The organism is Mycolicibacterium agri (genome assembly GCF_002553505.1).
GTDB classification, from domain to species: Bacteria; Actinomycetota; Actinomycetes; order Mycobacteriales; family Mycobacteriaceae; genus Mycobacterium; species Mycobacterium agri.
Map to the genome: position 1 here is coordinate 52,240 of NZ_PDCP01000011.1, position 24,579 is coordinate 76,818.

A 24,579-nucleotide genomic window follows, 5' to 3' on the forward strand; every position below is an offset into this window, starting at 1 on the left:
GGCGGGGGACTGGCGGGCTGGACTGCGGGGAACTGGCGGGCTGGACTGCGGGGAACTGGCGGGCTGGACGCTATGTGTGACCGACGCCGCTCGATTAGGAACGCGTTCCACCCTTCGATTAGCCTGACGAATTAACACCTGTCAGGAGGTCTGTAATGGGTGATGCGCGCACACCGGTAATCGTCGGCATCGGCCAGTTCACCGAGAACATCGGCGATTCGGAGTATCGCGCGATGTCGGCGGTGGAGCTGGCGGTCGAGGCTGCCAAGGCTGCGCTGGCCGACACGGGCGTGGACGGCGCCGCCGTCGCCAAGGCCATCGACACCGTCATAGGGCTACGGCCGTTCGACATCTCCTCGCCGATCCCGCCCAAGCTCGGCGCCTCGAACAACTACCCGCGGTCGATCATGCGACGGATCGGCGCGGACCCGGCCCGCGCGGTGCTCGAACCCGTCGGCGGGCAGGGGCCGCAGAAACTCGTCACCGAGTTCGGCGCCGCGATCGCCAACGGCGACGCCGACGTCGTCATGATCGTCGGCTCCGAAGCCGGATCGACGGCGCGCTACTACGCCGGCCGCGACGACAAGCCCGATTTCACCGAGCAGATCGACGGGCAGCTCGAGGACCGCGGCCACCAACTCTTCAGCTACATCAGCGAATACACCATCAAGCACGGCCTGACCGGTGCGCCCTCGCAGTACGGGCTGCTGGAGAACGCGCGTCGGGCGCGCCTCGGCGTCAGCGTCGCCGACTACCGCAGGCAGATGGCCGAGTTGTTCGCGCCGCTGTCGAAAATCGCTGCGAAGAACCCGTTTTCGTCATCCCCGGTCGAGCGTGAGGTCGACGAGATCGTCACCGTCACCGACGACAACCGGATGATCGCCGACCCGTACCCGCGGCTGCTCGTCGCCCGCGATCAGGTGAACCAGGGCGCGGCCGCGGTGCTGATGTCGGTGGAGGCGGCCCGTCGCCTCGGTGTGCCCGAAGACAAATGGGTGTACCTGCACGGGCATGCCGACATGGTCGAGCAGCAGGTGCTGGAGCGGGCCGACCTCGGCGCCAGCCCCGCCGCCGTGCACGCCGCGCGAGAAGCCTTGCGGGTGGCCGGACTTGGTGTCGACGACATCGCCACCCTCGATCTGTACAGCTGCTTCCCGTTCCCGGTCTTCGTGATGTGCGAGGCGCTCGGTATCGACGGCGACGACCCGCGCGGGCTGACGCTGACGGGCGGGCTGCCGTACTTCGGCGGACCGGGCAACAGCTATTCGCTGCACGCCATCGCCGAGACCGTGACCCAGATGCGGGACAGGCCAGGGCAATTCGGTTTCGTCGGCGCTAACGGCGGCATCATGAGCAAGTACTCGGTCGGCATCTACTCCACCGCACCCGCGCCGTGGCGCGCCGATCGCAGCGCCGAACTCAACGCCGAGATCGCCGCTCTGCCAAAGGTTGCCGTGACGGAAGTGGCTGACGGCCCCGCGACGATCGAGACCTACTCTGTGCGCTACGACTGGCCGGTGCGAACCGGGATCATCGTCGGACGGCTCGATGCCGACGGCTCGCGGTTCTTGGCGACGACGAAAGACGAGGATCTGGTCGGGTTGATGTCCGACGGCGATCCGATCGGTGCCCGAATCGTCGTCAAGTCGACGGAAAAGGGCAACCGCGCCCGCCTGGCCTAGCCTCGCGCAGGCAGTCGATGGTCAATCGACCGTCGCGGGCGGCTAGTCCTTCTCGCCGGACTCCTCAACGCGGCTCGTTCCTCGCCGCTTGATCGTCGTCCGGCTAGTCCCGCCACCGTCGTTTGGCCACGCGTCCCTTGGTCTCCCCGCGATTGCGGTTGACGCGCCTGCCGTGGCGGGCGTTGGCGTGCGGGTCGTCGAAGATCCGGACGATCATCGGGCTGATGGATGCCATGAGATTCCCCTTGATGAAGTGATGCGACAACGTCGATGACTGTCCCGCCGGGGCCCGCAGCGCGGCACGCGTAGTCCGCTACTCGACCCTGCCAGGGGAGACGTACTTCACAGCCGGCCATCATTTATGTACCATGTGGTACATGTTTACGGGATGTTCCATCGAAATCGGCGCACCCGCCAACCTCGTGTGGGACGTCTTCTCCGACGTGGAGCGCTGGCCGGAATGGACGGCCTCGGTGACGACGCTCAAGGCGCTCGACGGCCCCGGCCTGACGGTGGGTAAGCGCTTTGAGATCAAGCAGCCGCGCCTGCCGAAGCTGGTGTGGAAGGTGACCCAGCTCGACGAGGGCAAGTCTTGGACGTGGGAGCAGCGCTCGCCCGGCGGCCGAACGATCGCCGTCCACGAGGTCGTGCCCGACGGCGATAAAACGCTGGTGCGACAACGGCTTGACCAGCAGGGCCTCCTGGGTGAACTCGTCGCCCGGCTCATGCGTGGCACCACCAAGCGCTACCTCGACCTCGAGGCCAAGGGGCTCAAGGCGCGCAGCGAGCAACTGCGTGGCTCGACCGCCTGACGTCGAGCGGCGCAGGCAGCTGCTCGACGGCCTCATCGAGGCGTTCGCCGACGGCGGGATCGGCGATCGCTCGCTTCGCGACATCGCCGAGGCCGTGGGCACCAGTCACCGAATGCTGTTGCACCACTTCGGATCCCGCGACGAGCTACTGCTGGCGATCGTCGAAGAGATCGAGCGCCGCCAAATCAGCGTGCTGCCAGAGGCGTCCGTCGAACCGGCCGACGCGATGGCGGCCATGTGGGCCGATCTGCGCCGGCCCGAACTGCGCCCGTTCGAGCGGCTGTTCTTCGAGTGCTACGCGCGCGGGGCGCAGGGGGAGCAGCCGTTCGCGGGCATGCTGCCGGGCGCCGTCGAATCCTGGCTTGACGAGGTCGGCGCGAAAGCGGGCGAGGGCAGCGACCCCGCGATGGTGCGCCTCGGGCTGGCGGTGACACGCGGCCTGCTACTGGATCTGATCGCCACCGACGACACCGACGGTGTCGACGCCGCCGCCGAGGCGTTCGTCGACCTGCTGCGCCGTGCTCAGACCAACGCGGCTCAAACCAACAGTGCTCAAACCAACAGTGCTCAGACCAGCGCGGCCAGCTTGCCTGCGAGCCGCTCCACGTAGGCTTCGACGTCGGCGGCGGACTTGTCGGGAAGGCCGAAAAGCACCTCGGTGACGCCGATCTCCTGCCAGTGCGCCAGCTTCACGGGGTCGGGTTTGAAGTCCAGGGCGACGATCTGCGGCGCGCCCTCGCGGCCTGCCGCGGCCCACGTGTCGAGCAGCAGCTTGACCGGTTCGTCGATGTTGAAGTCGCGCGGTGTGGTGATCCAGCCGTCGGCGGACCGGGCGATCCACTTGAAGTTCTTCTCGGTACCCGCGGCGCCGACCAGCACCGGGATGTGGGACTGGACGGGCTTCGGCCATGCCCACGACGGGCCGAATTTGACGAATTCGCCGTCGTATTCGGCTTCTTCCTGCGTCCACAGCGTGCGCATCGCCTCGAGGTACTCGCGCAGCATGGTGCGCCGTCGCCCCGGCGGGACGTTGTGGTCGGCGAGTTCGTCTGTGTTCCAACCGAATCCGACGCCCAGGCTGACCCGGCCGCCGGAGAGGTGGTCGAGCGTCGCGATCGACTTGGCCAACGTGATCGGGTCGTGTTCGACGGGCAGTGCGACCGCCGTCGACAGCCGCACCCGCGACGTCACCGCACAGGCGGTGCCCAGCGACACCCACGGATCGAGCGTGCGCATGTAGCGGTCGTCGGGCAGCGACTCGTCGCCGGTGGTGGGGTGGGCGGCCTGGCGCTTGACCGGGATATGGGTGTGTTCGGGCACGTAGAACGTGGTGAAGCCGTGGTCGTCGGCAAGCTTGGCCGCCGCTGCGGGCGTGATGCCGCGGTCGCTGGTGAAAAGTACGAGCCCGTAATCCATACCAGAATTAGAACGTGTTCCAGTCTGCGGGGCAAGGGCGGGGTGGCATCGAGGCCGTTCGGTACCCGCCGCACCAGCAGCGGGGGGATTACCCGAACGTGCATGTGCTGCGAAAAGGGGCGCAGAATTTCGCAAGGAATGCACGTTCGGCGCCTTCTGCCGCATTGGGGTAGCGCGCTACGCGCGACGCGCCGACGGCCCGCCTTCACGCTCCAAGCATGGAGACGAAGCGGTCCGTCCGGGGAAAGGTCGTCGAATGGGTTCGGCGCTACCTGCCCAACGAACTCGCGGGCTGGGTCGGTGAACTGGGCGGCGCCACGGTCACGTACTGGCTGACCGGCTCGTACGCAGCGGCAGTGGCCGTCGCCACGGTCGGGGCTTCGGTCGGCTACTACGCGACGGCCTACGTCAACGGTGTCCGCTGGTCGTATCAGGCTCAGCCGCAACGGAAGTGGCCCATACGTCTGCTGCGCGCCAACGCGCCGACCGTGCGCAGCATCGCCGTCGAGTTCGGCCCCGCCGAGGCGATCGACAGCATCATCATCAGGCCGGCGGCGCTCTATGCGGGGCCGTTCGTGCTCGGCAGCACCGCCGTCGGCTGGGTCGTCGGCAGCATCGTCGCCGACGTCGCCTTCTACGTGATGGCCATCTTCAGCTACGAGCGCTTCAACGCGCTGTTGGCCGTGCGCCGACCGAAATGCAAGGAGGTCACCGGTGCATACGTCGCAGCGCTTGCAACTGCTTGACCGCCTGCGTGTTCGATGCGAGGAAGAAGGGTGGCGCACGCTCATCGCCCAGCACGGCACGCCGCTGCTGGTGCTCGATCACTATCGCGTCATCGAGCAGTGCCGCCTGCTGGCCGCGCATCTGGCCGGCTTCCGCCTGCATTATGCGATGAAGGCGGCGCCACACCCTTCAGTCCTACGCGCCGTCGCCGCCAGCGGGTGCGGCTTCGACGTCGCCAGCACCACTGAGATCGATCTCGTTGCCGCGCTGGGCCTCCCAGTGAACCTGTGCATCAACACCCATCCGATCAAGAAACTGCGCGACATCGACCAGCGCCTACATCGCCGGCGTGCGCACCTTCGTCGTCGACAACCCCGTCGAGGCCCAGAAATTCACCGGCCTGCCCAGCGACATCGAGATCTTGGTGCGGTTGGCATTCCCCAATCCCGCAGCGAAATCCGATCTTTCGACGAAGTTCGGCGTGCGGCCCGCCGACGCGGAACTCGTCGTCAAGCACGTACTGGCCACCGGCGTGCGGTTTGCGGGCTTCAGCTTCCACGTCGGCAGCCAGGGCCCCAGCGTGGGGCCGTATCGCGAAGCCCTGCGCGGCACCCTCGACCTCGTCGGCCACATCGACGAAACCCTCGGCGTGCCAACGCGAATCATCGACATCGGCGGCGGCTTTCCGGTGACCTATCGCGATCCGATGCCGACGATCGACGCCATCGCAGCCGTCGTCGACGACGTACTCGGCGCCCGCCGAGATGAATTCACGCTGCTGGCCGAACCAGGACGTTTTCTGGCCGCCGACTGCACGACGTTGCTGACGAGCGTGGTCGGCAGCGCCGTGCGCAACGGCCGCCTGTGGCACTACCTCGACGACGGCATCTACGGCAGCTATTCGAACGTCATGACCGAGGACGTGCATCCGCCGATCGTGGCGCTTCGCGAGATCGTCGACGGTGTCGGCGCCGACGAGTCGGTGACGTTGGCCGGGCCGACGTGTGACAGCGCCGACGTCATCGCCCGCGACTACCCGATGCCCACACTCGGCATCGGCGACGTGGTGGTGAGCCCTCTGATGGGGGCCTACACATCGGTCACGGCGTCACGATTCAACGGAATCCCGGCGACGAAAATCGTCGAAGTGTGAAGCCGGAGCGCGTTGCGGTCCGGCCACGGCTCCCCGTGCTCACCGCTGCTTGGTGCTCAGTGCGCTAGCGTGGTTGACGAATCGCTCACGCGGCCGAAAACGGCGTTCCGACGCAAGCGTCGCCGGGAGCGGCGCCCAAACAAGAGCAGGAGAGGTCATGACCTACCCGCCAAGCAGCTCCGGATATCCGCCCGGGCAGCAGCCCACCACCCAGTTCAGCGCTCCGACGCAGCAGTTCGGCAAAGTCGAGCAGCCGTCGACGCAGTCATCGTCCTCGGCAACCACTCCAGGCGCGGCCAATCCCAACAAGTTGCCACTGATCTTGCTCGCGGTCGTCGCGGTGCTCGGCCTGCTCGTCTACCTGTTCAGCTTTGGCACCATGTTCAAGATTGAGAGCACCGACTTCCCGCAGCTGGGCAGCGCCAGCGGCACGTCGCTGGGTCTTGGCCTGGCCGTCGTGGCGTCGCTGCTCGCCGCGCTGATCGCCGGCGCGAGCCTGCTGCCCAGGCAGAAGGCACCCACAGGCGTCATCGCCGCCATCTCCGTGCTGGGCTTTCTTCTGGTGCTCGCCGAGATCATCAACGTGCCGTCCGGGGTCACCATCGGCTGGGCGCTCTACGTCGTCATCCTGCTGACCTTCCTGCAGTCCGCCGTGTCGATCGGCGCGCTGCTGATGGACTCCGGCATCATCTCCGCGCCCGCGCCGAAGCCGAAGTTCGAGCAGCAGCCGCAGTACGGCCAGTACGGCGGACCCAGCCAGTACTACGGCCAGGTCGGCAGCGGCCAGCATCAAGGCCAGCACCATCAGGGCGGCCCGCAGCATCAGCAGCGCCCGCCCTACGGCGGTGGCCAGTACGGCGGCGGCCAGTACGGCCAGCAGTCCTCCTCCGGCGGCTACCCGCCGATCGGCCAGCAGGGCGGCCCGCCGACCCCACCGACCGGTTTCCCGACCTACGGCCAGCCGCAATCGTCGTCGTCCTCGCCGACCGGCCAGGTGCCGTCGCAGGGGCAGTCCTCGTCCTCGTCGTCGTCTTCGTCGAATCAGTCCGGCAACTCGACGTCCTAGTTCGAGCCTCGCGTGCGTGAATACCGCGTGCGCGAGCGAACAGCTGCTATACCGCTAGTGGTGGAGAACAGGTCGGTCGGCGCTCGCCAGGCTCGTGACCTGTTCCGGGTCGCGTTCGGCCCATCGGCGGTGGCGTTGGTGATCATCGCGGCCGTGGTGCTGGTCGAGCTGCTGATCGCCAACAGCGACATGACCGGCGCGTTCGGCGCGATCGCCAGCATGTGGCTGGGCGTGCATCAGGTCCCGATCTCGATCGGCGGCCGTGAACTGGGCGTGATGCCGCTGCTGCCGGTGCTCGCGATGGTGTGGGGCACGGCGCGCACGACGGCCGCCGCCACACCGCCGCGGGGCTCGTGGTTCGTCGTGCGGTGGATCGTCGCGTCGGCCCTCGGCGGCCCGCTGTTGATCGCCGCCATCTGCCTGGCGGTGATTCACGACGCGTCGTCGGTGATCACCGAGTTGCAGACGCCCAACGCGTTGCGCGCGTTCACCGGCGTGCTGGCCGTGCACGCGATCGGCGCGGCGCTCGGCGTCGGCTCGCGGGTCGGCAGACGGGTGCTCGCGGCGGTGGGCGCGCCGCAGTGGGTGGCCGACGCGGGCAGGCCCGCAGTGGCCGGGGTGCTGGCGCTGCTCGGACTCTCCAGTGCGGCGACGGCGCTGTCGCTGGTGGTGCACTGGTCGACGATGCACGAGCTGTATGCGATCACCGACTCGATATTCGGCCAGTTCAGCCTGACCGTGCTGTCGGCGTTGTACGCGCCGAACGTCATCGTCGGCGCGTCCGCGATCGCGGTCGGGTCGAGCGCGCACGTCGGGCTCGCGACGTTCAGTTCGTTCACGGTGTTCGGCGGCGACATCCCCGCCTTGCCGGTGCTGGCCGCGGTGCCGACGCCGCCGCTGGGCCCGGTGTGGGTGGCGTTGCTGATCATCGGCGCGGCGTCGGGCGTGGTGGTCGGCCAGCAATGCGGACGACGGCCGCTGCCGCTGCTGCCCGCGCTGGGCAAGGTCGTGCTCGCCTCGGCCATCGCGGCGGTGACGATGGCGTTGCTGGCTTACGCAGGCAGCGGCCAGCTGGGCAATTTCGGCCATGTTGGCGTCGACCAGGCCACGTTCGCGCCCGCGGTGTTTCTGTGGTTCGTCGGCATCGGCGCGCTGACCGTCGCCATGGCCGGCGGCATCACCCGCGGCCTCCGCACGCCCAAACCCGCCACCTCTACGCCCAAACGGACATTTGGGCGCAAAAGTGCGAGTGGAGCGCGCCAAAATGTCGATCTCGACGAGGAGGGGCGCGAGTCTGAGGCGGCCCACGAAGGGGACGAACCCGAGTCCGAGGAGGGGGGCGGGTCTGACGAGCCCGACGCCGACGCCACCGCACTCGAGCCCGACGCCGACGACGCGGCACCCGAGCCCGAACCTGAGCCCGAACCTGAGCCCGAACCTGAGCCCGAACCCGCAGACGACCTCGACCTGGGCGACGAGCTCCCCCGCTATGAACCACCCGCGCCCGTGTCGCTGCCGCCGACCGCGCACGTCGGCCCCGCCGATGACGACCTGCCCGATCCCGAGGACCTCGCGTTCATCGACGACGAGGACGCCTCGCCGGGCCCGGTCGGCGAGCACCGGCGCAAGACCGACGATTAGGCTCGTCGCGTGCAGCAACCGCTCCGTGTGCCCCCCACCGCACCGGCGCGAGTAGTGGTGCTGGCGTCGGGCACCGGTTCGTTGCTGGAGTCTCTGCTCGAGTCGGCGGTCGGCGACTACCCGGCCCGCATCGTCGCCGTCGGTGTCGACCGCGACTGCCGCGCCGAAGAGGTGGCCGCCGCCGCGTCGGTGCCCAGCTACAAGGTCCGGTTGAAGGACTACCCCGACCGCGAGGCGTGGGACGCGGCGATCACCGAAGCCACCGCCGCGCACAACCCCGACTGGGTGGTATCGGCCGGCTTCATGAAAATCCTTGGCCCGCAGTTCCTTGAGCGATTTCCCGGCCGGGTCGTCAACACGCATCCCGCGCTGCTGCCCGCCTTCCCCGGCGCACACGCCGTGCCCGACGCGCTGGCCTACGGCGTCAAAGTCACCGGCTGCAGCGTGCATCTTGTCGACGCGGGCACCGACACCGGGCCGATCCTCGCGCAGCAGTCAGTGCCGGTGCTCGACGACGACGACGAAGCCGCCCTGCACGAACGCATTAAGGTCGTCGAGCGGCGACTCCTGGTGGATGTCCTGGCCGCGCTGGCAACGCGCGGAGTGACCTGGACGGGACGAAAGGCGACGATAGGATGACGGACAGCGACGGGCGCAGACCGATTCGACGGGCGCTGGTCAGCGTGTACGACAAGACCGGACTGCCCGAACTGGCGAAGGGCCTGCACGAGGCGGGCGTGGCCATCGTCTCGACCGGATCGACCGCTAAAACCATTGCCGCAGCAGGTGTTCCGGTCACCCCCGTCGAGGAGCTGACGGGATTTCCCGAGGTGCTCGACGGCCGCGTCAAGACCCTGCATCCGCGCGTGCATGCCGGCCTGCTTGCCGACCTGCGCAAGCCCGAACACGCTGCGGCCCTTGAGGAACTCGGCATCGCGGCATTCGACCTCGTGGTCGCCAACCTGTACCCGTTCAGCGAGACCGTCGCCTCGGGCGCCGACGTCGACGAATGCGTCGAGCAGATCGACATCGGCGGCCCGTCCATGGTGCGCGCGGCCGCCAAGAACCACCCCAGCGTCGCGGTGGTGGTCGATCCGCGAGGCTACGACGGCGTGCTGGCGGCGGTACGCGCCGGCGGCTTCACGCTTGCCGAACGAAAGATATTGGCATCGCTGGCCTTTCGTCACACCGCCGAGTACGACGTGGCCGTCGCCAGCTGGATGGGGTCGACCCTTGCGCCCGAAGAACCCGCACAGCAGTTGCCGGCCTGGTTCGGCGGAACATGGCGGCGCAGCGGCGTGCTGCGCTACGGCGAGAACCCGCACCAGCAGGCGGCCCTCTACACCGACGACTCCGCGTGGTCCGGCCTGGCGCAGGCCGAGCAGCTGCACGGAAAAGAGATGTCCTACAACAACTTCACCGACGTCGACGCAGCGTGGCGGGCCGCCTTCGATCACCAAGAGACGTGCGTGGCCATCATCAAGCACGCCAACCCGTGCGGCATCGCGATCTCGTCGGTGTCGGTGGCCGACGCCCATCGCAAGGCCCACGACTGCGACCCGCTGAGCGCATTCGGTGGCGTCATCGCCGCGAACACGACGGTCAGCGTCGAGATGGCCGAGACCGTCGCCGGCATCTTCACCGAGGTCATCATTGCGCCCGCCTACGAAGACGGCGCAGTGGAAATCCTCAAGCGCAAGAAAAACATTCGCGTGCTCGTCGCGTCCGAGCCGATGCCGGGCGGCATCGAAATGCGCCAGATCAGCGGCGGGCTGCTGATGCAACAGCGTGACGCACTCGACGCGAGGGGCGACGACCCGAACAACTGGACACTCGCGACGGGCGAGCCCGCCGACCCGGCGACGCTGGCCGACCTTGTCTTCGCGTGGCGGGCCTGCCGTGCGGTGAAATCCAACGCGATCGTCGTCGCCGCCAACGGCGCCACCGTCGGCGTCGGCATGGGCCAGGTCAATCGCGTCGACGCGGCACGGCTTGCGGTCGAGCGTGGCGGTGAGCGGGTGCGCGGCGCCGTCGCCGCCTCCGACGCGTTCTTCCCGTTCCCCGACGGCCTCGAGACGCTGACGAACGCCGGTGTGAAGGCGATTGTGCATCCCGGCGGGTCGGTGCGCGACGAAGAAGTCACCGAGGCCGCCGCCAATGCAGGCGTGACGCTGTACCTGACCGGAGCACGCCACTTCGCGCACTGACGCCCTTGATAGGTTGCCGAACATGCTGATTGGCGTGCGCACAGCGGTGGTTGCGCTGGCCGCCATCGCACTCGCGGCCACGGCCTGCACGCGGGTCATCGACGACGCGCGCGTCGTCGCCGCGCCTGACATGGGCAAAGCCGGCGCCACCGCCGACGATTGCACGAAGGTCGACACGCCGCTGACCACGATCCCCAGCCTCGCCGACGACGAGCCCGTCCTGAAGATCCCGCAGCCCGACAACTGGCAGCGGGTGTCGATGCTGGATTCCCCGCTGATCCGTTTCACGATGCGCAACGCGAGCCTGGCCAGAGACGCGTTCGCGCCGACTGTTGTCGTCACACTGGAAAACCATCCGGGCATCGCCGTGCCCGCGGACGTCTTCGACGCCCAGCAGGATGCGTTGCGGACCGGCGTCGGCGCGACCAACCTGCGCGTCACCGAGACGACGCTGTGCAGCCTGCCCGCCGAGATCATCGACTACATCACGCCGCCGCTGGGGATTCTGCCGCCGCATCCGGCGCGGGTGCTGTGCGCGGTGCTGCACACCGAGAACCGCACGTACGCGATGACGATGACGGTCCAGAGCGCCGATCCCGGCAACCAGACATACCAGCGCGACGCGGAAACCATCCTGAGCGGCTTCCAGATGCTCTCGCCGACGGCTTAGCTCCGCGAGCAGACGCACAATCGCACAAAACGCCCGCGCAATCGTGCGAGTTCGCGTCTGCTCGCGAGGGTTTTGTGGTCGAGTGATCACAAAGCCATACCGCCATACCGCGTGAGGAGGCATGCAATGGACGGCATCGCGGACATGGGCGGCACCACCGGCTGGGGCCCCGCGCAACGACCACGCGCCGACGAGCCGGTGTTCGAAGAGCCGTGGCAGGGCAGGGCGTTCGCGATGATGCTGTTGTCAAACAGGCTCGTCGGCGGCAATGTCGATTCGGTTCGACATGCGATCGAGCGGCTGGACCGCGACGCCTATCTCGATGACGGCTACTACGGCCGCTGGCTCAACGGCGCCGAGCTGCTGCTGACGGAGAACGACGTGTTGGCGCCCGCGGCCGTCGAAGCGCGCGCCCGCAGGCTGCGCGGTGAGGACGTCGACGAGCCGGACGCACCGGAACTCAATCTGCCGCGGCGCGAACCCGTCGCGGACTCGCTGCGCAGCCTCGACACGGCGCCGAAATTCCAGCCGGGCGAGCGGGTGCGCGCGAAGAACATGTCGCCGCCAGGGCACACGCGGCTGCCGCGCTATGTGCGGGGGCACACGGGCGTCGTCGCGCAGATCGAGCCACCTTCAGTGCTTCCCGACACCAACGCCCACTTCCAGGGCGAGAACCCTCAGCACGTGTACACGGTGCAATTCGACTCGCGCGAATTGTGGGGCGAGGACGCCGAGCCGTTCACGCTGACCATCGAGATGTTCGAAAGCTATCTGGAGAAGGCGTCATGACCGCCGCGCACATACCGCCGTCGCTGCGCGCCGAAGCGCTCGAGCAGTTACTCACCGAACGGGGACTGATCGATCCGACAGCGCTCGACGCCATCATCAACACTTACGAGAACGACGTCGGCCCGCTCAACGGCGCCAAGGTGGTCGCCAGGGCATGGACCGATCCGGAGTTCGGCCGCCGGCTGCTTGACGACGGCACCGCCGCGATCAGGGAGATGGGCTACCTCGGCCCGCAGACCGAGTGCGTTGTCGTTGTCGAGAACACCCCGACCACGCATCACGTCGTCGTCTGCACGATGTGTTCGTGCTACCCGTGGCAGCTGCTCGGACTGCCGCCGAGCTGGTACAAGGATCCGTCGTATCGCGCGCGGATGGTGAGGGAGCCGCGCACAGTGCTCGCCGAGATGGGCCTCGAACTGCCCGACGATGTGCAGATCGTCGTGCACGACTCCAGCAGCGAGGTGCGCTGGCTGGTGCTGCCCGAGCGGCCCGCGGGAACCGAGGCCATGAGCGAGGACGAACTCGTCGGCCTGATCACCCGCGACGCGATGGTCGGCGTGGCCAAGATCGGGCCGCCATGACGGCCGTGGGGCTGACCGGCGTGGCGGCGCCGCCGCGCTCCAACGGGGAGTTGGTGTTCGAAGAGCCTTGGCACAGCAGGGCTTTCGCTATGGCGGTGGCGCTCAACGAGGCGGGCGCGTTCACCTGGCCGCAGTTCCAAAAGGCGCTGATCGCCCGGATCGCTATCTGGGAAGCCGCCGAGCAAGCCGAGCAACCGGAGTGGCACTACTACCACCACTGGCTCGGCGCGCTGGAGGATGTCCTCGGCGCCGCCGGGGTGGTGAACGGCGACGACGTGGGCGAGCGGGCCGACGTGCTGGCGCGGCGCCCGGCCGGGCACGATCACACGCATTAGCGACGTACAGGCAACGCTCAGCGGCCACTCAGCCGCGGCAGGCACGCTGACTTCAGGTTTTATTCCAGGTTCGCGCAGAGGGTAACCGCTGCCGACCTTGTCGAGCAGTCGTAGCGTGGAGTGGTGATGCAACCCAAAGACCTTCCCCGTACCGTCGGCGAACTGCGTGCCTCCGGTCATCGCGAACGGGGTGTTCGCGAGGAGATTCGGGAGAATCTGCTGGCCGCGCTGGCCGAGGGCCGCGACGTGTGGCCCGGCATCCTGGGCTTCGAAGACACCGTCCTTCCGCAGCTGGAGCGCGCGCTGATCGCGGGCCACGACGTGGTGCTGCTGGGCGAACGCGGCCAGGGCAAGACGCGGCTGCTGCGCGCGCTGGCGGGGCTGCTCGACGAGTGGACACCGGTGATCTCGGGCTCCGAGCTGGGGGAGCACCCGTACTCGCCGATCACGCCGGAGTCGATTCGCCGGGCCGCCGAGTCCGGCGACGACCTGCCGATCGAGTGGCGGCACCGCAGCGAGCGCTACTTCGAGAAGCTGGCGACGCCCGACACCAGCGTGGCCGACCTGGTCGGCGACATCGACCCGATCAAGGTGGCCGAGGGCCGCAGCCTCGGCGACCCGGAGACCATCGCCTACGGTTTGATCCCGCGGGCGCATCGCGGCATCGTGGCGGTCAACGAGCTGCCCGACCTGGCCGAGCGGATCCAGGTGTCGATGCTCAACGTGATGGAGGAGCGCGACATCCAGGTGCGCGGGTACACGCTGCGGCTGCCGCTGGACGTGGTCGTCGTCGCCAGCGCGAATCCCGAGGACTACACCAACCGCGGCCGGATCATCACGCCGCTGAAGGACCGGTTCGGCGCCGAGATCCGCACGCACTACCCGCTGCAACTCGACGCCGAAGTGGGAGTGATCCAGCAGGAGGCCCATCTGGCCGCCGAGGTGCCCGAGTACCTGCTGCAGATCCTGGCGCGGTTCGCGCGGTATCTGCGCGAGTCGAGTTCGATCGACCAGCGCTCGGGCGTGTCGGCGCGGTTCGCGATCGCGGCGGCCGAGACGGTCGCGGCGGCGGCGCGGCACCGCTCGGCGATCCTCGGCGAGGACGATCCGGTGGCCCGCGTGGTCGACCTCGGCACGGTTATCGACGTGCTGCGCGGCAAGCTGGAGTTCGAGTCCGGCGAGGAAGGCCGCGAGCAGGCGATCCTCGAGCACCTGCTGCGGCGCGCGACGGCCGACACCGCGCAGCGGCTGCTCGGCGGCATCGACGTCGGGCCGTTGGTGGTGGCCATCGAGGGTGGTTCGGCGGTGACGACCGGCGACCGCGTCTCGGCGCGTGACGTGCTGGCCGCGGTTCCCGAGGTGCCCGCGATCGCGCAGGTGCAGGAGCGGCTCGGCGCGACGTCGGACGGCGAGCGCGCTGCGGCGGTCGAATTGGCGCTTGAGGCTTTGTATCTGGCCAAGCGGATCGACAAGGTGTCCGGAGAAGGCGAAACCGTCTATGGCTGACGGCCGAACGACGATCAAGCAGCGAGGAACTCGCTGCGTTCAGGAGTGCGGCCATGGCCAGTAGAGGTCACGGGCGCTCGGCTCGCTATTCGAGCTACACCGGCGGGCCCGACCCGCTGGCGCCGCCTGTTGACCTGCGAGAGGCGCTCGAGGCCATCGGGCAGGACGTGATGGAGGGTGCGTCGCCGCGGCGGGCGCTGCAGGAGCTGCTGCGACGGGGCACGCAGAGCATGCGGGGCGCCGACCGGCTGGCCGCCGAGGCGAATCGCCGGCGTCGGGAACTGCTGCAGCGCAACAACCTTGACGGGACGCTGCAAGAGATCAAGAAGCTGCTCGACGAGGCCGTGCTGGCCGAGCGCAAGGAGTTGGCGCGGGCGCTGGACGACGACGCGCGGTTCCAGGAGATGCGCATCGAGTCGCTGCCGCCGTCGCCGGCCAAGGCCGTGCAGGAGCTGTCCGACTACGAGTGGCGCAGCCAGGAGGGCCGCGAGAAGTACGAGCAGATCAAGGATCTGCTGGGCCGCGAGATGCTCGATCAGCGCTTCGCCGGGATGAAGCAGGCGTTGGAGAACGCCACCGACGAGGACCGGCAGCGCGTCAACGAGATGCTTGACGATCTGAATGACTTGCTGGACAAGCATTCTCGCGGCGAGGACACCCAGCAGGACTTCGACGACTTCATGCGCAAGCACGGCGACTTCTTCCCGGAGAATCCACGCAACGTCGACGAGCTGCTGGACTCGCTGGCGCAGCGTGCTGCGGCCGCGCAGCGGTTCCGCAACAGCTTGTCGCCCGAGCAGCGGGCGGAGCTGGATGCGTTGGCGCAGCAGGCATTCGGGTCGCCGTCGCTGATGAACGCGCTGAACCGGCTGGACGCACACCTGCAGGCGGCGCGGCCGGGCGAAGACTGGACGGGCTCGTCGCGGTTCTCCGGCGACAATCCGCTGGGCATGGGCGAGGGCGCGCAGGCGATGGCCGACATCGCCGAGCTCGAACAGCTCGCCGAGGCGCTGTCGCAGAGCTATGCGGGCGCGACGATGGAGGACGTCGACCTGGAGATGCTGGCCCGCCAGCTGGGCGACGAGGCGGCCGTCGATGCGCGCACGCTGGCCGAACTGGAGAAGGCGCTGATGGATCAGGGCTTCCTGGACCGCGGTAGCGACGGGCAGTGGCGGCTCTCGCCGAAGGCCATGCGGCAGCTGGGGCAGACGGCGCTGCGGGATGTGGCACGCCAGTTGTCGAGTCGCCACGGCGAGCGCGAGACGCGCCGGGCCGGTGCGGCAGGCGAGATGACGGGTGCGACGCGCGCGTGGCAGTTCGGCGACACCGAGCCGTGGAATGTGACCCGGACGCTGACGAATGCCGTGCTGCGGCAGGCGGGCAACGGTACGCCCGAGACGCCGATCCGAATCACCGTCGACGACGTCGAGGTGTCCGAGACCGAGACCCGCGCCCAGGCGGCGGTGGCGCTGCTGGTCGACACGTCGTTCTCGATGGTGATGGAGAACCGCTGGCTGCCGATGAAGCGGACGGCGCTGGCGCTCAGCCATCTGGTGAGTACCCGGTTCCGCTCGGATGCGTTGCAGATCATCGCCTTTGGCCGTTATGCGCGGACGGTGACACCCGCGGAGCTGACGGGTCTGGAGGGCGTCTACGAGCAGGGCACCAACCTGCATCACGCGCTGGCCTTGGCCGGACGGCACCTGCGGCGCCATCCCGACGCGCAGCCGGTGGTCCTTGTCGTGACCGACGGGGAGCCGACGGCGCACCTGGAGAACTTCGGCGACGGCGAAGGCACCTCGGTGTTCTTCGACTACCCGCCGCACCCGCGCACAATTGCCCACACTGTCAAGGGTTTTGACGACATGGCGCGGCTGGGCGCACAGGTGACCATCTTCCGGCTCGGCAATGATCCGGGCTTGGCGCGGTTCATCGATCAGGTCGCGCGCAGGGTGGAAGGACGCGTGGTGGTACCCGACCTGGACGGTCTTGGCGCCGCGGTCGTCGGGGACTATTTGAGGTCGCGCAGGCGTCGCTGAGACGCCTGCTGAGACGTCGTCGCTGAGGCGACTGCCGAGGCGTCGTCGCTAGAGAGCATCGTCGCGGCGGCCATGCTCGCCGTCCCGCTCGTCGCCGCGTTCGTCGTCGCGTTCGTCGTCGTCGAAGAGTCCGGCGAGTAGTTCCTCGGGGTGATGTGCCAGGTTGATCTCGAAGGGGCCGCTGCCGTCGGACCACGCGAGCCGGCCCGTGTCGGTGACCTTGGCCTCCAGCAGCCCCTTGCTCAGCATCGCGTGGTCGGGTTCGCAGCCGAAGAACAAGCAGTCGGCGTCCGTGCGTCCGCCCTTATTCCACGGCGGGTCGTGGTGCACCTCGCAGTGATAGCCGGGCTTAGTGCAATTCGGCCGCGTGCAGCCGCGGTCGCGGGCGTAGCAGATGATCCGCTGATCGGCGGAGGCGACGCGCTTTGTGCGCCCCAAGTAGAGCGGACGATTCGTGTGGTCGTCGAACACCGCCAGGTAGTGAATCGAGTCGGCCGCCATGCGGATGAGATCTCGCATCGGCAGGGCGGATCCGCCACCGGTGCGCGCCGGCGGCGGCATCGGGATGGAGCTGTCGTTGACGGCATGCACGGCTTGCTCGAGCGCGCTCAGCGGCGTCGTGACGATGACGGTGAGGGGCAGCCCACGATGTTGCCCGAAATGCCTGACGCTATGCCGGCTTTCAACCCGAGCTTCAACGCGTCGTGAAGGCGCTGCGGTGCAGAACGGGTGTCCAACTGCACCTCTTCGACACTTCCATCAGGGAGATGACGGCCCGGCCGAACAGCGGCCTCCGCGGCTTCCAGATAGGCACGGCCCTCGGGGTCGACCCAGCCGCTGATGTGGCTCATGCCGTCCGCGCGTTGGCGACCCATTCTGATCCCGCTCATACGCGCGCGGTCCTTCTCGTCGAAATCGCCGTCGGGGTTGAGTTGTTCGGCGATTTCCCGACCGACGACGACCACGAACTTGGAGTCCTGATCTTTCGCGTGCCGCACCAAAACTCGTTCCGCGCGTTCCTTGATGTGTTCGGGGACTGCGGACGGAAGTGCGTCCATGGCTTCGCAGACGGCCTTGATGTGGTCGTGGCCTACGTGGCCGCTCTCCACGGCGGCGGCAAGATGCGCGAGTTCCGGCTCCAGCTCCTGCCCGGTCAACGTGCGGCGGGGGCGAATGCGCACGGCGGTTTTCATCCGGGCCTTCACGTCGCCGGTCGTAATCCTCAGCCGCTTCCACAGGAGCTTGCTGATCACCGCGCCTGCGGGCAGGGCCGGATCATCGGGGCCGTCGGGTGGTTCGGCCAATTCACCGAAGAATCGATACATCTGCCCGCGATTGATCCGGCACTGCGTCTCCAAGCGCTCGGCCACCTTCACGCGGAATGCATTGCCGACGGTGTCCGAGCACGCCGCGCGCAGCCGGGCGTATCCCGCGTCAATCGCATCCAATGCGGCGCCGATCTCTTCCTGCTGCGTGCTGGTCATGCCACCAAGCTATCGAACATCTGTTCGAATGACCGCAAAGATTTCGTGGCTGTGGATGAATGTCAGACTGTGGATAACTGACCGCAAAGGTCGGCGGGCTGTGGTATTGCATCCGTCAACGGCAGAACGTCAACCATCAAGGCGCTCAACGGATCCGGTCGGCCGTGGGGTATCACACGCAAGGGAGGCCAGCCGTAATAAAACAGAGCCGGCCATCACTCGGCCGAACGTGAAGACAGTGCGGAAGACGCGCCGCGAATTCGCACGGGGCGCACGCTTGCACGCGCGAAGGGCTGTTAGCTGGTTTTGCGCTTCTTGCGCTTGACGGCGACCTTGCCCCACAGCGAGAAGCCGCGCACCTTGACCCGCGGCGCGCCGGGCAGGCCCTTCTCGGTTTCGAGGTGATCGAAGGTGCCCATGACGCCGTGGCCCCGCAGTTCGACGTTGACCTCCGGCGGGACGAGGATGGTCTGCCCGCCCATGATCGAGTAGGTGCGGATCTCGACTTCAGGCGAGGTGAAGTCGGCGTAGCGCAAATCGATGACGCCGCCGCCCCACAGCGTGAATGCGGTCAGTTTCTTCGGCACGTTCCAGCGGCCGCGACGCTCGAACCCGCTCATGATCGCCAGCAATACCGTTGAGGGCGCAGGGTGACAAGGTCCTCCGCGGCGGCTGGTGATGGCGCCGGGCAAGTCGGAGCTCACGCGGGAAAGCTCGTCGTAAGTCTTGGCCGCGTATACCTTGGCTAACCGGTTTTCATACTCGGTCATATCGAGGCGGCCCTGGGCGGCCGCGTCGGACAAGAGCTGAGCTGCCTGCATGCGGTCGGTGTCCGCAGCGGGCTCTGAGCGGTTTCGCGACGCTGGAGTGCTCATCACTGTCGAGCCTACGACTTAGGTCAAATATGCACTGGAAGATCAGGTCGTTCGGGCCAGGTACTGCTCAAAAGTAATGGTGCCGACGGGGTTTGCCGGTACCAGGTGGGCACCGGACTTGTAGCCGGCCATTATGCCACCGGGCAGTGGCACGTTTAACACGCGCCTGCGGCTGTTGTGCGCCCTCACATACATGCGCCCGAGTTCGTCGTGGTCATGGACCATCGGTCCGCCGATATCGTCGACGCGGCCGGCGGCGCCCCTGTCAATGAGCGAGACAAGGTGGGCGGCGACGTCGCGGGTGTCGATCGGCTGGAATCGCACGCCCTTGAGCGCAACGAGCGCAGGCGACAAGCGCTGGACTTCGAAGATCCTTTCGATCAACTCGTGGAACTGGGTGGCGCGCAGGATCGTGTGCCCGAGGCCCGAGGCGGCCAGCAACTCTTCGACGCGCAGCTTGGTCTTGTAATAGGGCAGCGGTATGCGGTCGATGCCGACGATCGACACGTAGATGATGTTCGACGTGCCGGCGCGACGCGCCGATGAGATCAGGTTGGCAATCGACCGCACGTCCTTGGCGCGAGTGAACTGCGTCGCGCAGTGGATGACGGTGTCGATGCCTTCGAATGCGGCGTCGATGCCCTCGCCGCTGAGGAGGTCGCCTTGTGCCCAGTGCACACCCGTATAGCCGACGCGAGGCTTTCGACTGAGCGCGCGGACTTTGTGGCCGGCATCCGTCGCTTCACAGACCACTCTGTGGCCGAGTGTGCCGGTCGCGCCCGTGACCAGAACTTCCTGCGCCATCAATGGGCGAGCCTACGCGCACGCAAGGAAACGGGCACCCGACTCACGCTCGGCGTGGGCCGTGCCTTTACATCTGCCGATATCTGCCAAAAACAAGACCTCCGCCGACTGTGCCGTCGACGGAGGTCTCGCGAAAGAAGCGCGGATGACTAGGCGCCGTCACCGCCATCGCCGCCATCACCATCGTCGCCTGACGGCTCGGCTGGCTCGGAGGGGAACACCTTCTCCCATGCGCCACCATTGACAGCCTGGACGCCGTTCTCCCATGCGCCGTTGCCATCACCGTCGGGGTCGAAGAAGCCTTCCCAAGGCCCGAACGAGGTCAGTTCGTCCCACACGGGGTTGTTCACGCCGTCGCCGTTGACATCGCCGACGCAGGGGGCGCAATTGAAGTTCATGCCTTCGGCCGACGCGGGCGCGGCGGTGATGAGCGCGCTGACACCGAAGGCGGCAGCAGCGCCGAGTACGCCGCCGGCGGCGGCGCCGAGAACTCGCTTCATGGTTTCTCCTTGGTTGAAGTTAGTGACCGGTCCGCGTCAGCTCGCCGTTCAGTTAACTCACTATAGCCTGTGAAGCGCCACTTGTCGCAAGAGGCAATTTATTGTTTCACCCGTCAGGATTTCTCGCTGGTCGCGCCACGACGACAGGTCGATCAGCAAACATTGTTTGCTATGTCATCCGATCTTGAATGTACGGTCATCGGTGCTGCTTAACCCATATTTCATCTGTGTAGTTACGGCCCACCCAAGCGGCTGCCATCAAAACCCTCCGGGCGCACTCCGAGCACTACCGCACGGTCGCGATTCGGGCACGCGTGTCGCACTACCCCACTTGCCATACCCCCGAAGCAAGGTCGCTCAGCAAACGCCAGCAAATTTCAGGTCAAGATGACACGGCCCAGTTGGGGCGGCGCTTCTGCAAAAACGCCAGCATGCCCTCGCGGGCCTCTTCTGAGACGAAGAGTTCGGCAGACTGCCTGGTCAGCGCCTCGGCGTGGCGATCGAAGGCCTCCAGGATGGGCGCTGTCGTCAACCCCTTTGACGCGGCCAAACCCTGCGGCGAGCCCTTCGCGATCTCGACTGTCAGCTCAGATACGGCCGCCTCGACGTCGTCTGCCGCCATCGTGATCAAACCGGTCGACGCGGCCACGTCGGCGCCGAATTTCTCACCCGTCACGAAGTACCTGCTCGCCGACCGCGCGGTCATCCTCGGCAAAAGCGTCAGCGAGATGATCGACGGCGCCACCCCGATGCGCGCCTCGGTCAAGGCGAACGTGCTGTTGCGTCCCGCGACGACGATGTCGCAGGCGCCCACGAGCCCGAGCCCGCCGGCCCGGACATGGCCGTTGATCGCGCCGATGACCGGTTTCGGCGACTCGAGGATCGCACGCAACAGCGACGTCAGCTGACGCGCGTTGTCGGCGACCGTCTCAGCCGCGTCCCCGCCGCTGGCCTCCGACAGGTCGGCGCCCGCGCAGAACGTGCCGCCGGTGTGGGTCAGCACCACCGCCCGCACCGACGAGTCGTCCGATGCATCGCACAGGCCCTGGTGCAGCTGGTTCACCAGAGCAGTCGACAACGCGTTGCGGTTGTGCGGCGAGTCCAGCGTGAGCCGCGCGACGGGCCCGTCGACGGAGTAGTGAACCAGGGTGCTCATCAGTACGAGCGTGGCAGACCCAACGACGTCTGCGCGACGAAGTTGAGCACCATCTCCCGGCTCACGGGCGCGATGCGCGCCAGCTTGGACGCGGTCACCGCCGCCGCGATGCCGTACTCCTTCGTCAGCCCGTTGCCGCCGAGCGACTGCACCGCCTGATCCACGGCACGCACCGACGCCTCGGCCGCGGCGTACTTGGCCATGTTCGCCGCCTCGGCCGCGCCGACGTCGTCGCCGCAGTCATACAGCGTGGCGGCCTTCTGCATCATCAGCTTGGCCAGTTCGACCTCAATGTGGTTCTGCGCCAACGGATGCGACAGACCCTGATGCGCGCCGATCGGCGTTTTCCACACCTGGCGCTGTTTGACGTAGGCCACGGCCCTGTCGATCGCCAGCCGGCCCATTCCCACCGCGCTGGCCGCGCCCATGATCCGCTCGGGATTCAGACCCGCGAACAACTGCGCGATCGCGGCGTCCTCCGATCCGACCAGCGCATCCGACGGCAGCCGCACGTCGTCGAGGAACACCTGGAACTGGCTCTCCGGACTGACCAACTCCATGTCGATCTTCGTCCACGTGAAGCCGGGGGTATCGGTCGGAACCACGAACAGCGCGGGCCGCAGATTACCGGTCTTGGCCTCTTCTGTGCGTCCGACGACGAGCACCGCCTGCGCCTGGTCGACGCCGGAGATGAACACCTTCTGCCCGTTGATGACCCAGTCGCTGCCGTCGCGACGCGCGGTCGTCGTGATGCGGTGCGAGTTCGAGCCCGCATCAGGCTCGGTGATCGCGAACGCCATCGTGATCGAGCCGTCGGCGATACCCGGCAGCCACCGCTTCTTCTGCTCTTCGGTGCCGAACTTGCTGATGATCGTGCCGTTGATGGCGGGGGAGACCACCATCATCAGCAGCGGGCAGCCGCTGGCCGCCATCTCCTCCATGACGATGGACAGCTCATACATACCCGCGCCGCCGCCGCCGTACTCCTCGGGCAGGTTCACCCCGATGAAGCCGAGTTTGCCTGCCTCCTGCCACAATTCGTCGGTGTGCTGGCCGGCACGAGCCTTCTTTAGGTAGTAGTCCTGGCCGTAGTTGGCGGCCATCGCGGACACCGCTTTGCGGAGCGCCTGTCGCTCCTCGCTTTCAATGAAGCCGTTGTCGGTCATTGGGCGCTCTCCTCGCTCTTGTCGTCCACACGGGCAAGTACGGTGCCGACGTCGACCTGTTGGCCCGGTTCGACGTTGAGTTCGGCGAGCACGCCGTCGTTCGGCGCCGCCACGGTGTGCTCCATCTTCATCGCCTCGAGCCAGATCAGCGGTTGGCCCGCCGTGACCGTGTCGCCCACCGCTGCGCCGATGCGCAGCACCGAACCGGGCATCGGTGCCACCAGCGAACCGTGCGCCAGCGCGGCGGACGGGTCGGAGAAGCGCGTCAGGACGGCGAATTGCACTGGGCCAAGAGGGGAGTCGACGAACACATCATTCCCGTACCGTGCCACCGAAAACGGCCGGTCGACGCCGTCGACGGTCAGCACGACCTGATCGGGCGACGACGACAGCAGCCTCACCCCGTCGAAGTCCGGTAACTGGAGGCCAGAGCGGCTGAACCGGTAGCGCACCTCGTGCGTCTCGCCGGCGACGTCGGCGTAGCGCTTGGTCTGGAACGCCGACGGCAGGTTGCGCCACCCGCTCGGCGCAGTCGCCAAAACGTTTGCGGTAGACCGGTTCTGCGCCGCATCCGCCAGCGCGGCCGCCAACGCCGACAGCTTGACTGTGCCGGCATCGGCCAGGGGCGCTGAAAGTTCCGCGAGGCCGTGCGTGTCGAAGAATGCGGTGTCAGTGGCGCCGTCGATAAACGCGGGGTGGCGCAGCACGTTGACGAGAAGGTCGCGGTTGGTGCGCACACCGTGAATGCGAGTGCGGGCCAGCGCGTCGGCCAGCAAGCCGGCGGCCTGCCGTCGCGTCGGCGCATACGAGATGATCTTGGCCAGCATCGGGTCGTAGAACACCGACACCTCCGACCCGTCGACGACGCCGGTGTCGACACGGATGCCGATGCCATCGAACAAGCCGAATTGCGTTGTGGTGTTCGGCACTTCGAAGCGATATAGCTGACCGGCCTGTGGCTGCCAATCCTTCGCGGGGTCCTCGGCGTAGAGTCTCGCTTCGATGGAGTAGCCGCGCGACGGCGGCGGTTCCGGGTCGAGGTGGCCGCCGTCGGCGACGTGGATCTGCAGCGCCACCAGGTCGAGGCCGGTGGTGGCCTCCGTCACCGGATGTTCCACCTGCAGCCGGGTGTTCATCTCGAGGAAGAAGAAGTCGCCGTTGTCGTCGGCCATGAACTCGACGGTGCCCGCGCCCGTGTAACCGATCGCACTGGCGGCCTGCCTGGCCGCGTCGAACAGCTTGTCCCGCATGCCCGGTATGCGTTTCACCAGCGGTGACGGCGCCTCTTCGATGATCTTCTGGTGCCGCCGCTGGATCGAGCACTCGCGTTCGCCGACGGCCCATACGGTGCCGTGCGCGTCGGCCAGTATCTGCACCTCGACGTGGTGGCCCGTGGCCAGGTAGCGCTCGCAGAACACGGTCGGATCACCGAACGCGGCCTGCGCCTCGCGGCGGGCCGCCTCGACTTGTGCTGGCAACTCCGACAATTCGCGCACCACACGCATGCCGCGCCCGCCCCCACCCGCCGACGCCTTGATCAGCACCGGCAACTGGCCGGCGGTCACGGCGTCGGGATCGAGTTCGTCGAGCACGGGCACGCCCGCGGCGGCCATCATCTTCTTGGCTTCGATCTTGGAGCCCATCGCGGACACCGCAGCCACAGGAGGCCCGATCCACGTCAGCCCCGCGTCAATCACCGCTTCCGCGAAATAGGGATTCTCCGAGAGGAATCCGTAACCGGGATGCACCGCGTCGGCGCCGGAGGCGCGCGCCGCCGCGATCACCTGCGCCGCGTCGAGATACCCGTTGCGGCCGTCGAGTCGCACCCTGGCATCGGCGTCCGCCACGTGCGGCGCATCCACATCAGGATCGGTGTAGACGGCGACGGTGCCGATGCCTAGGCGACGGCACGTCGCGAACACCCTGCGAGCGATCTCGGAGCGGTTGGCGACCAGAACCCGGCTGACCATG

Annotated in this window: 24 protein-coding genes and 2 pseudogenes; 16 read left to right on the plus strand and 10 right to left on the minus strand. The window is 67.5% G+C overall.

Going from position 1 to position 24,579, the window contains the following annotated elements:
• Positions 1-155 precede the first annotated feature (155 nt).
• Entirely contained in the window at positions 156-1,682 is a 1,527-nt protein-coding gene (locus CQY20_RS08165) for an acetyl-CoA acetyltransferase (protein ID WP_097939575.1), read from the plus strand.
• 103 nt (positions 1,683-1,785) lie between these two features.
• On the opposite strand, the gene CQY20_RS35910 is transcribed toward CQY20_RS08165, so the two are convergent.
• On the minus strand, positions 1,786-1,917 hold the full coding sequence (locus CQY20_RS35910; protein WP_272938801.1) for a hypothetical protein: 132 nt from the start codon (positions 1,915-1,917) through the stop codon (positions 1,786-1,788).
• 142 nt (positions 1,918-2,059) lie between these two features.
• Here CQY20_RS35910 and CQY20_RS08170 point away from each other — a divergent pair, with 142 nt between their 5' ends.
• Complete coding sequence (locus tag CQY20_RS08170) at positions 2,060-2,494, plus strand: SRPBCC family protein (protein WP_097939641.1); 435 nt, start codon at positions 2,060-2,062, stop codon at positions 2,492-2,494.
• Positions 2,478-3,104, plus strand: a complete 627-nt coding sequence (locus tag CQY20_RS08175) for a TetR/AcrR family transcriptional regulator (RefSeq protein ID WP_097939576.1) — start codon at positions 2,478-2,480, stop codon at positions 3,102-3,104. Before CQY20_RS08170 ends, CQY20_RS08175 begins: the two co-directional genes overlap by 17 nt.
• Here the strand turns inward: CQY20_RS08175 and CQY20_RS08180 are convergent.
• Entirely contained in the window at positions 3,062-3,910 is an 849-nt protein-coding gene (locus tag CQY20_RS08180; RefSeq protein WP_097939577.1) for an LLM class F420-dependent oxidoreductase, read from the minus strand. The two genes, CQY20_RS08175 and CQY20_RS08180, sit on opposite strands and share 43 nt — an antisense overlap.
• Positions 3,911-4,128: 218 nt before the next feature.
• Here CQY20_RS08180 and CQY20_RS08185 point away from each other — a divergent pair, with 218 nt between their 5' ends.
• Positions 4,129-4,656, plus strand: coding sequence for a hypothetical protein (locus CQY20_RS08185; protein WP_097939578.1), 528 nt, complete (start codon positions 4,129-4,131; stop codon positions 4,654-4,656).
• Here CQY20_RS08185 and CQY20_RS35405 read toward each other — a convergent pair.
• Complete coding sequence (locus tag CQY20_RS35405) at positions 4,619-4,798, minus strand: hypothetical protein (protein WP_234816157.1); 180 nt, start codon at positions 4,796-4,798, stop codon at positions 4,619-4,621. The genes CQY20_RS08185 and CQY20_RS35405 overlap by 38 nt on opposite strands.
• Between CQY20_RS35405 and CQY20_RS35915 the strand changes: the two are divergent.
• From CQY20_RS35915 to CQY20_RS08240, 12 genes and pseudogenes are all read left to right on the plus strand, one after another.
• A pseudogene (locus CQY20_RS35915) lies at positions 4,727-4,909 on the plus strand (type III PLP-dependent enzyme); the annotation flags it as partial. The gene CQY20_RS35405 and the pseudogene CQY20_RS35915 sit on opposite strands and share 72 nt — an antisense overlap.
• A gap of 76 nt (positions 4,910-4,985) precedes the next feature.
• A complete protein-coding gene (locus tag CQY20_RS08190; RefSeq protein ID WP_237683018.1) occupies positions 4,986-5,789 on the plus strand; it encodes a type III PLP-dependent enzyme domain-containing protein in 804 nt (267 codons plus the stop codon).
• Between the two features lie 157 nt (positions 5,790-5,946).
• On the plus strand, positions 5,947-6,855 hold the full coding sequence (locus CQY20_RS08195) for a DUF5336 domain-containing protein (RefSeq protein ID WP_097939579.1): 909 nt from the start codon (positions 5,947-5,949) through the stop codon (positions 6,853-6,855).
• A gap of 60 nt (positions 6,856-6,915) precedes the next feature.
• Positions 6,916-8,496, plus strand: a complete 1,581-nt coding sequence (locus CQY20_RS08200; protein WP_097939642.1) for a cell division protein PerM — start codon at positions 6,916-6,918, stop codon at positions 8,494-8,496.
• 9 nt (positions 8,497-8,505) lie between these two features.
• Positions 8,506-9,135, plus strand: a complete 630-nt coding sequence (purN, locus tag CQY20_RS08205) for a phosphoribosylglycinamide formyltransferase (RefSeq protein ID WP_097939580.1) — start codon at positions 8,506-8,508, stop codon at positions 9,133-9,135.
• Positions 9,132-10,703, plus strand: a complete 1,572-nt coding sequence (gene purH / locus CQY20_RS08210) for a bifunctional phosphoribosylaminoimidazolecarboxamide formyltransferase/IMP cyclohydrolase (RefSeq protein WP_097939581.1) — start codon at positions 9,132-9,134, stop codon at positions 10,701-10,703. The genes purN and purH overlap by 4 nt, the downstream gene beginning before the upstream one ends.
• Before the next feature lie 22 nt (positions 10,704-10,725).
• A complete protein-coding gene (locus CQY20_RS08215; protein ID WP_097939582.1) occupies positions 10,726-11,373 on the plus strand; it encodes a hypothetical protein in 648 nt (215 codons plus the stop codon).
• Positions 11,374-11,499: 126 nt separating this feature from the next.
• Positions 11,500-12,162 carry a nitrile hydratase subunit beta gene (gene nthB / locus CQY20_RS08220; protein WP_097939583.1) on the plus strand — a complete coding sequence of 221 codons (663 nt, stop codon included), beginning with the start codon at positions 11,500-11,502 and terminating at the stop codon, positions 12,160-12,162.
• Positions 12,159-12,743 carry a nitrile hydratase subunit alpha gene (gene nthA / locus CQY20_RS08225; RefSeq protein ID WP_097939584.1) on the plus strand — a complete coding sequence of 195 codons (585 nt, stop codon included), beginning with the start codon at positions 12,159-12,161 and terminating at the stop codon, positions 12,741-12,743. Before nthB ends, nthA begins: the two co-directional genes overlap by 4 nt.
• On the plus strand, positions 12,740-13,078 hold the full coding sequence (locus CQY20_RS08230) for a nitrile hydratase accessory protein (protein ID WP_097939585.1): 339 nt from the start codon (positions 12,740-12,742) through the stop codon (positions 13,076-13,078). Before nthA ends, CQY20_RS08230 begins: the two co-directional genes overlap by 4 nt.
• A 123-nt stretch (positions 13,079-13,201) precedes the next feature.
• A complete protein-coding gene (locus CQY20_RS08235; RefSeq protein ID WP_163701696.1) occupies positions 13,202-14,584 on the plus strand; it encodes a sigma 54-interacting transcriptional regulator in 1,383 nt (460 codons plus the stop codon).
• Between the two features lie 53 nt (positions 14,585-14,637).
• Positions 14,638-16,623, plus strand: a complete 1,986-nt coding sequence (locus CQY20_RS08240; protein ID WP_097939587.1) for a vWA domain-containing protein — start codon at positions 14,638-14,640, stop codon at positions 16,621-16,623.
• Between the two features lie 48 nt (positions 16,624-16,671).
• Here CQY20_RS08240 and CQY20_RS08245 read toward each other — a convergent pair.
• From CQY20_RS08245 to CQY20_RS08275, 7 genes and pseudogenes are all read right to left on the minus strand, one after another.
• Positions 16,672-18,107 (minus strand): annotated as a pseudogene (locus CQY20_RS08245) (13E12 repeat family protein).
• A gap of 296 nt (positions 18,108-18,403) precedes the next feature.
• The gene (locus tag CQY20_RS08250) at positions 18,404-18,982 is read right to left on the minus strand and encodes a DUF1707 SHOCT-like domain-containing protein (RefSeq protein WP_097939588.1); all 579 of its coding nucleotides are present in this window, start codon (positions 18,980-18,982) and stop codon (positions 18,404-18,406) included.
• A gap of 42 nt (positions 18,983-19,024) precedes the next feature.
• Positions 19,025-19,786 (minus strand): SDR family oxidoreductase, encoded by a 762-nt coding sequence (locus CQY20_RS08255; protein WP_097939589.1) that lies wholly within the window; start codon positions 19,784-19,786, stop codon positions 19,025-19,027.
• 149 nt (positions 19,787-19,935) lie between these two features.
• On the minus strand, positions 19,936-20,286 hold the full coding sequence (locus CQY20_RS08260; RefSeq protein ID WP_097939590.1) for a hypothetical protein: 351 nt from the start codon (positions 20,284-20,286) through the stop codon (positions 19,936-19,938).
• A 382-nt stretch (positions 20,287-20,668) separates the two neighbouring features.
• Positions 20,669-21,442 (minus strand): enoyl-CoA hydratase family protein, encoded by a 774-nt coding sequence (locus CQY20_RS08265; RefSeq protein ID WP_097939591.1) that lies wholly within the window; start codon positions 21,440-21,442, stop codon positions 20,669-20,671.
• Positions 21,442-22,608 (minus strand): acyl-CoA dehydrogenase family protein, encoded by a 1,167-nt coding sequence (locus CQY20_RS08270; RefSeq protein ID WP_097939592.1) that lies wholly within the window; start codon positions 22,606-22,608, stop codon positions 21,442-21,444. Before CQY20_RS08270 ends, CQY20_RS08265 begins: the two co-directional genes overlap by 1 nt.
• Positions 22,605-24,578: an acetyl/propionyl/methylcrotonyl-CoA carboxylase subunit alpha gene (locus CQY20_RS08275; protein WP_097939643.1), complete on the minus strand. Its 1,974-nt coding sequence runs from the start codon at positions 24,576-24,578 to the stop codon at positions 22,605-22,607. Before CQY20_RS08275 ends, CQY20_RS08270 begins: the two co-directional genes overlap by 4 nt.
• Between the last annotated feature and the right edge of the window lies 1 nt (position 24,579).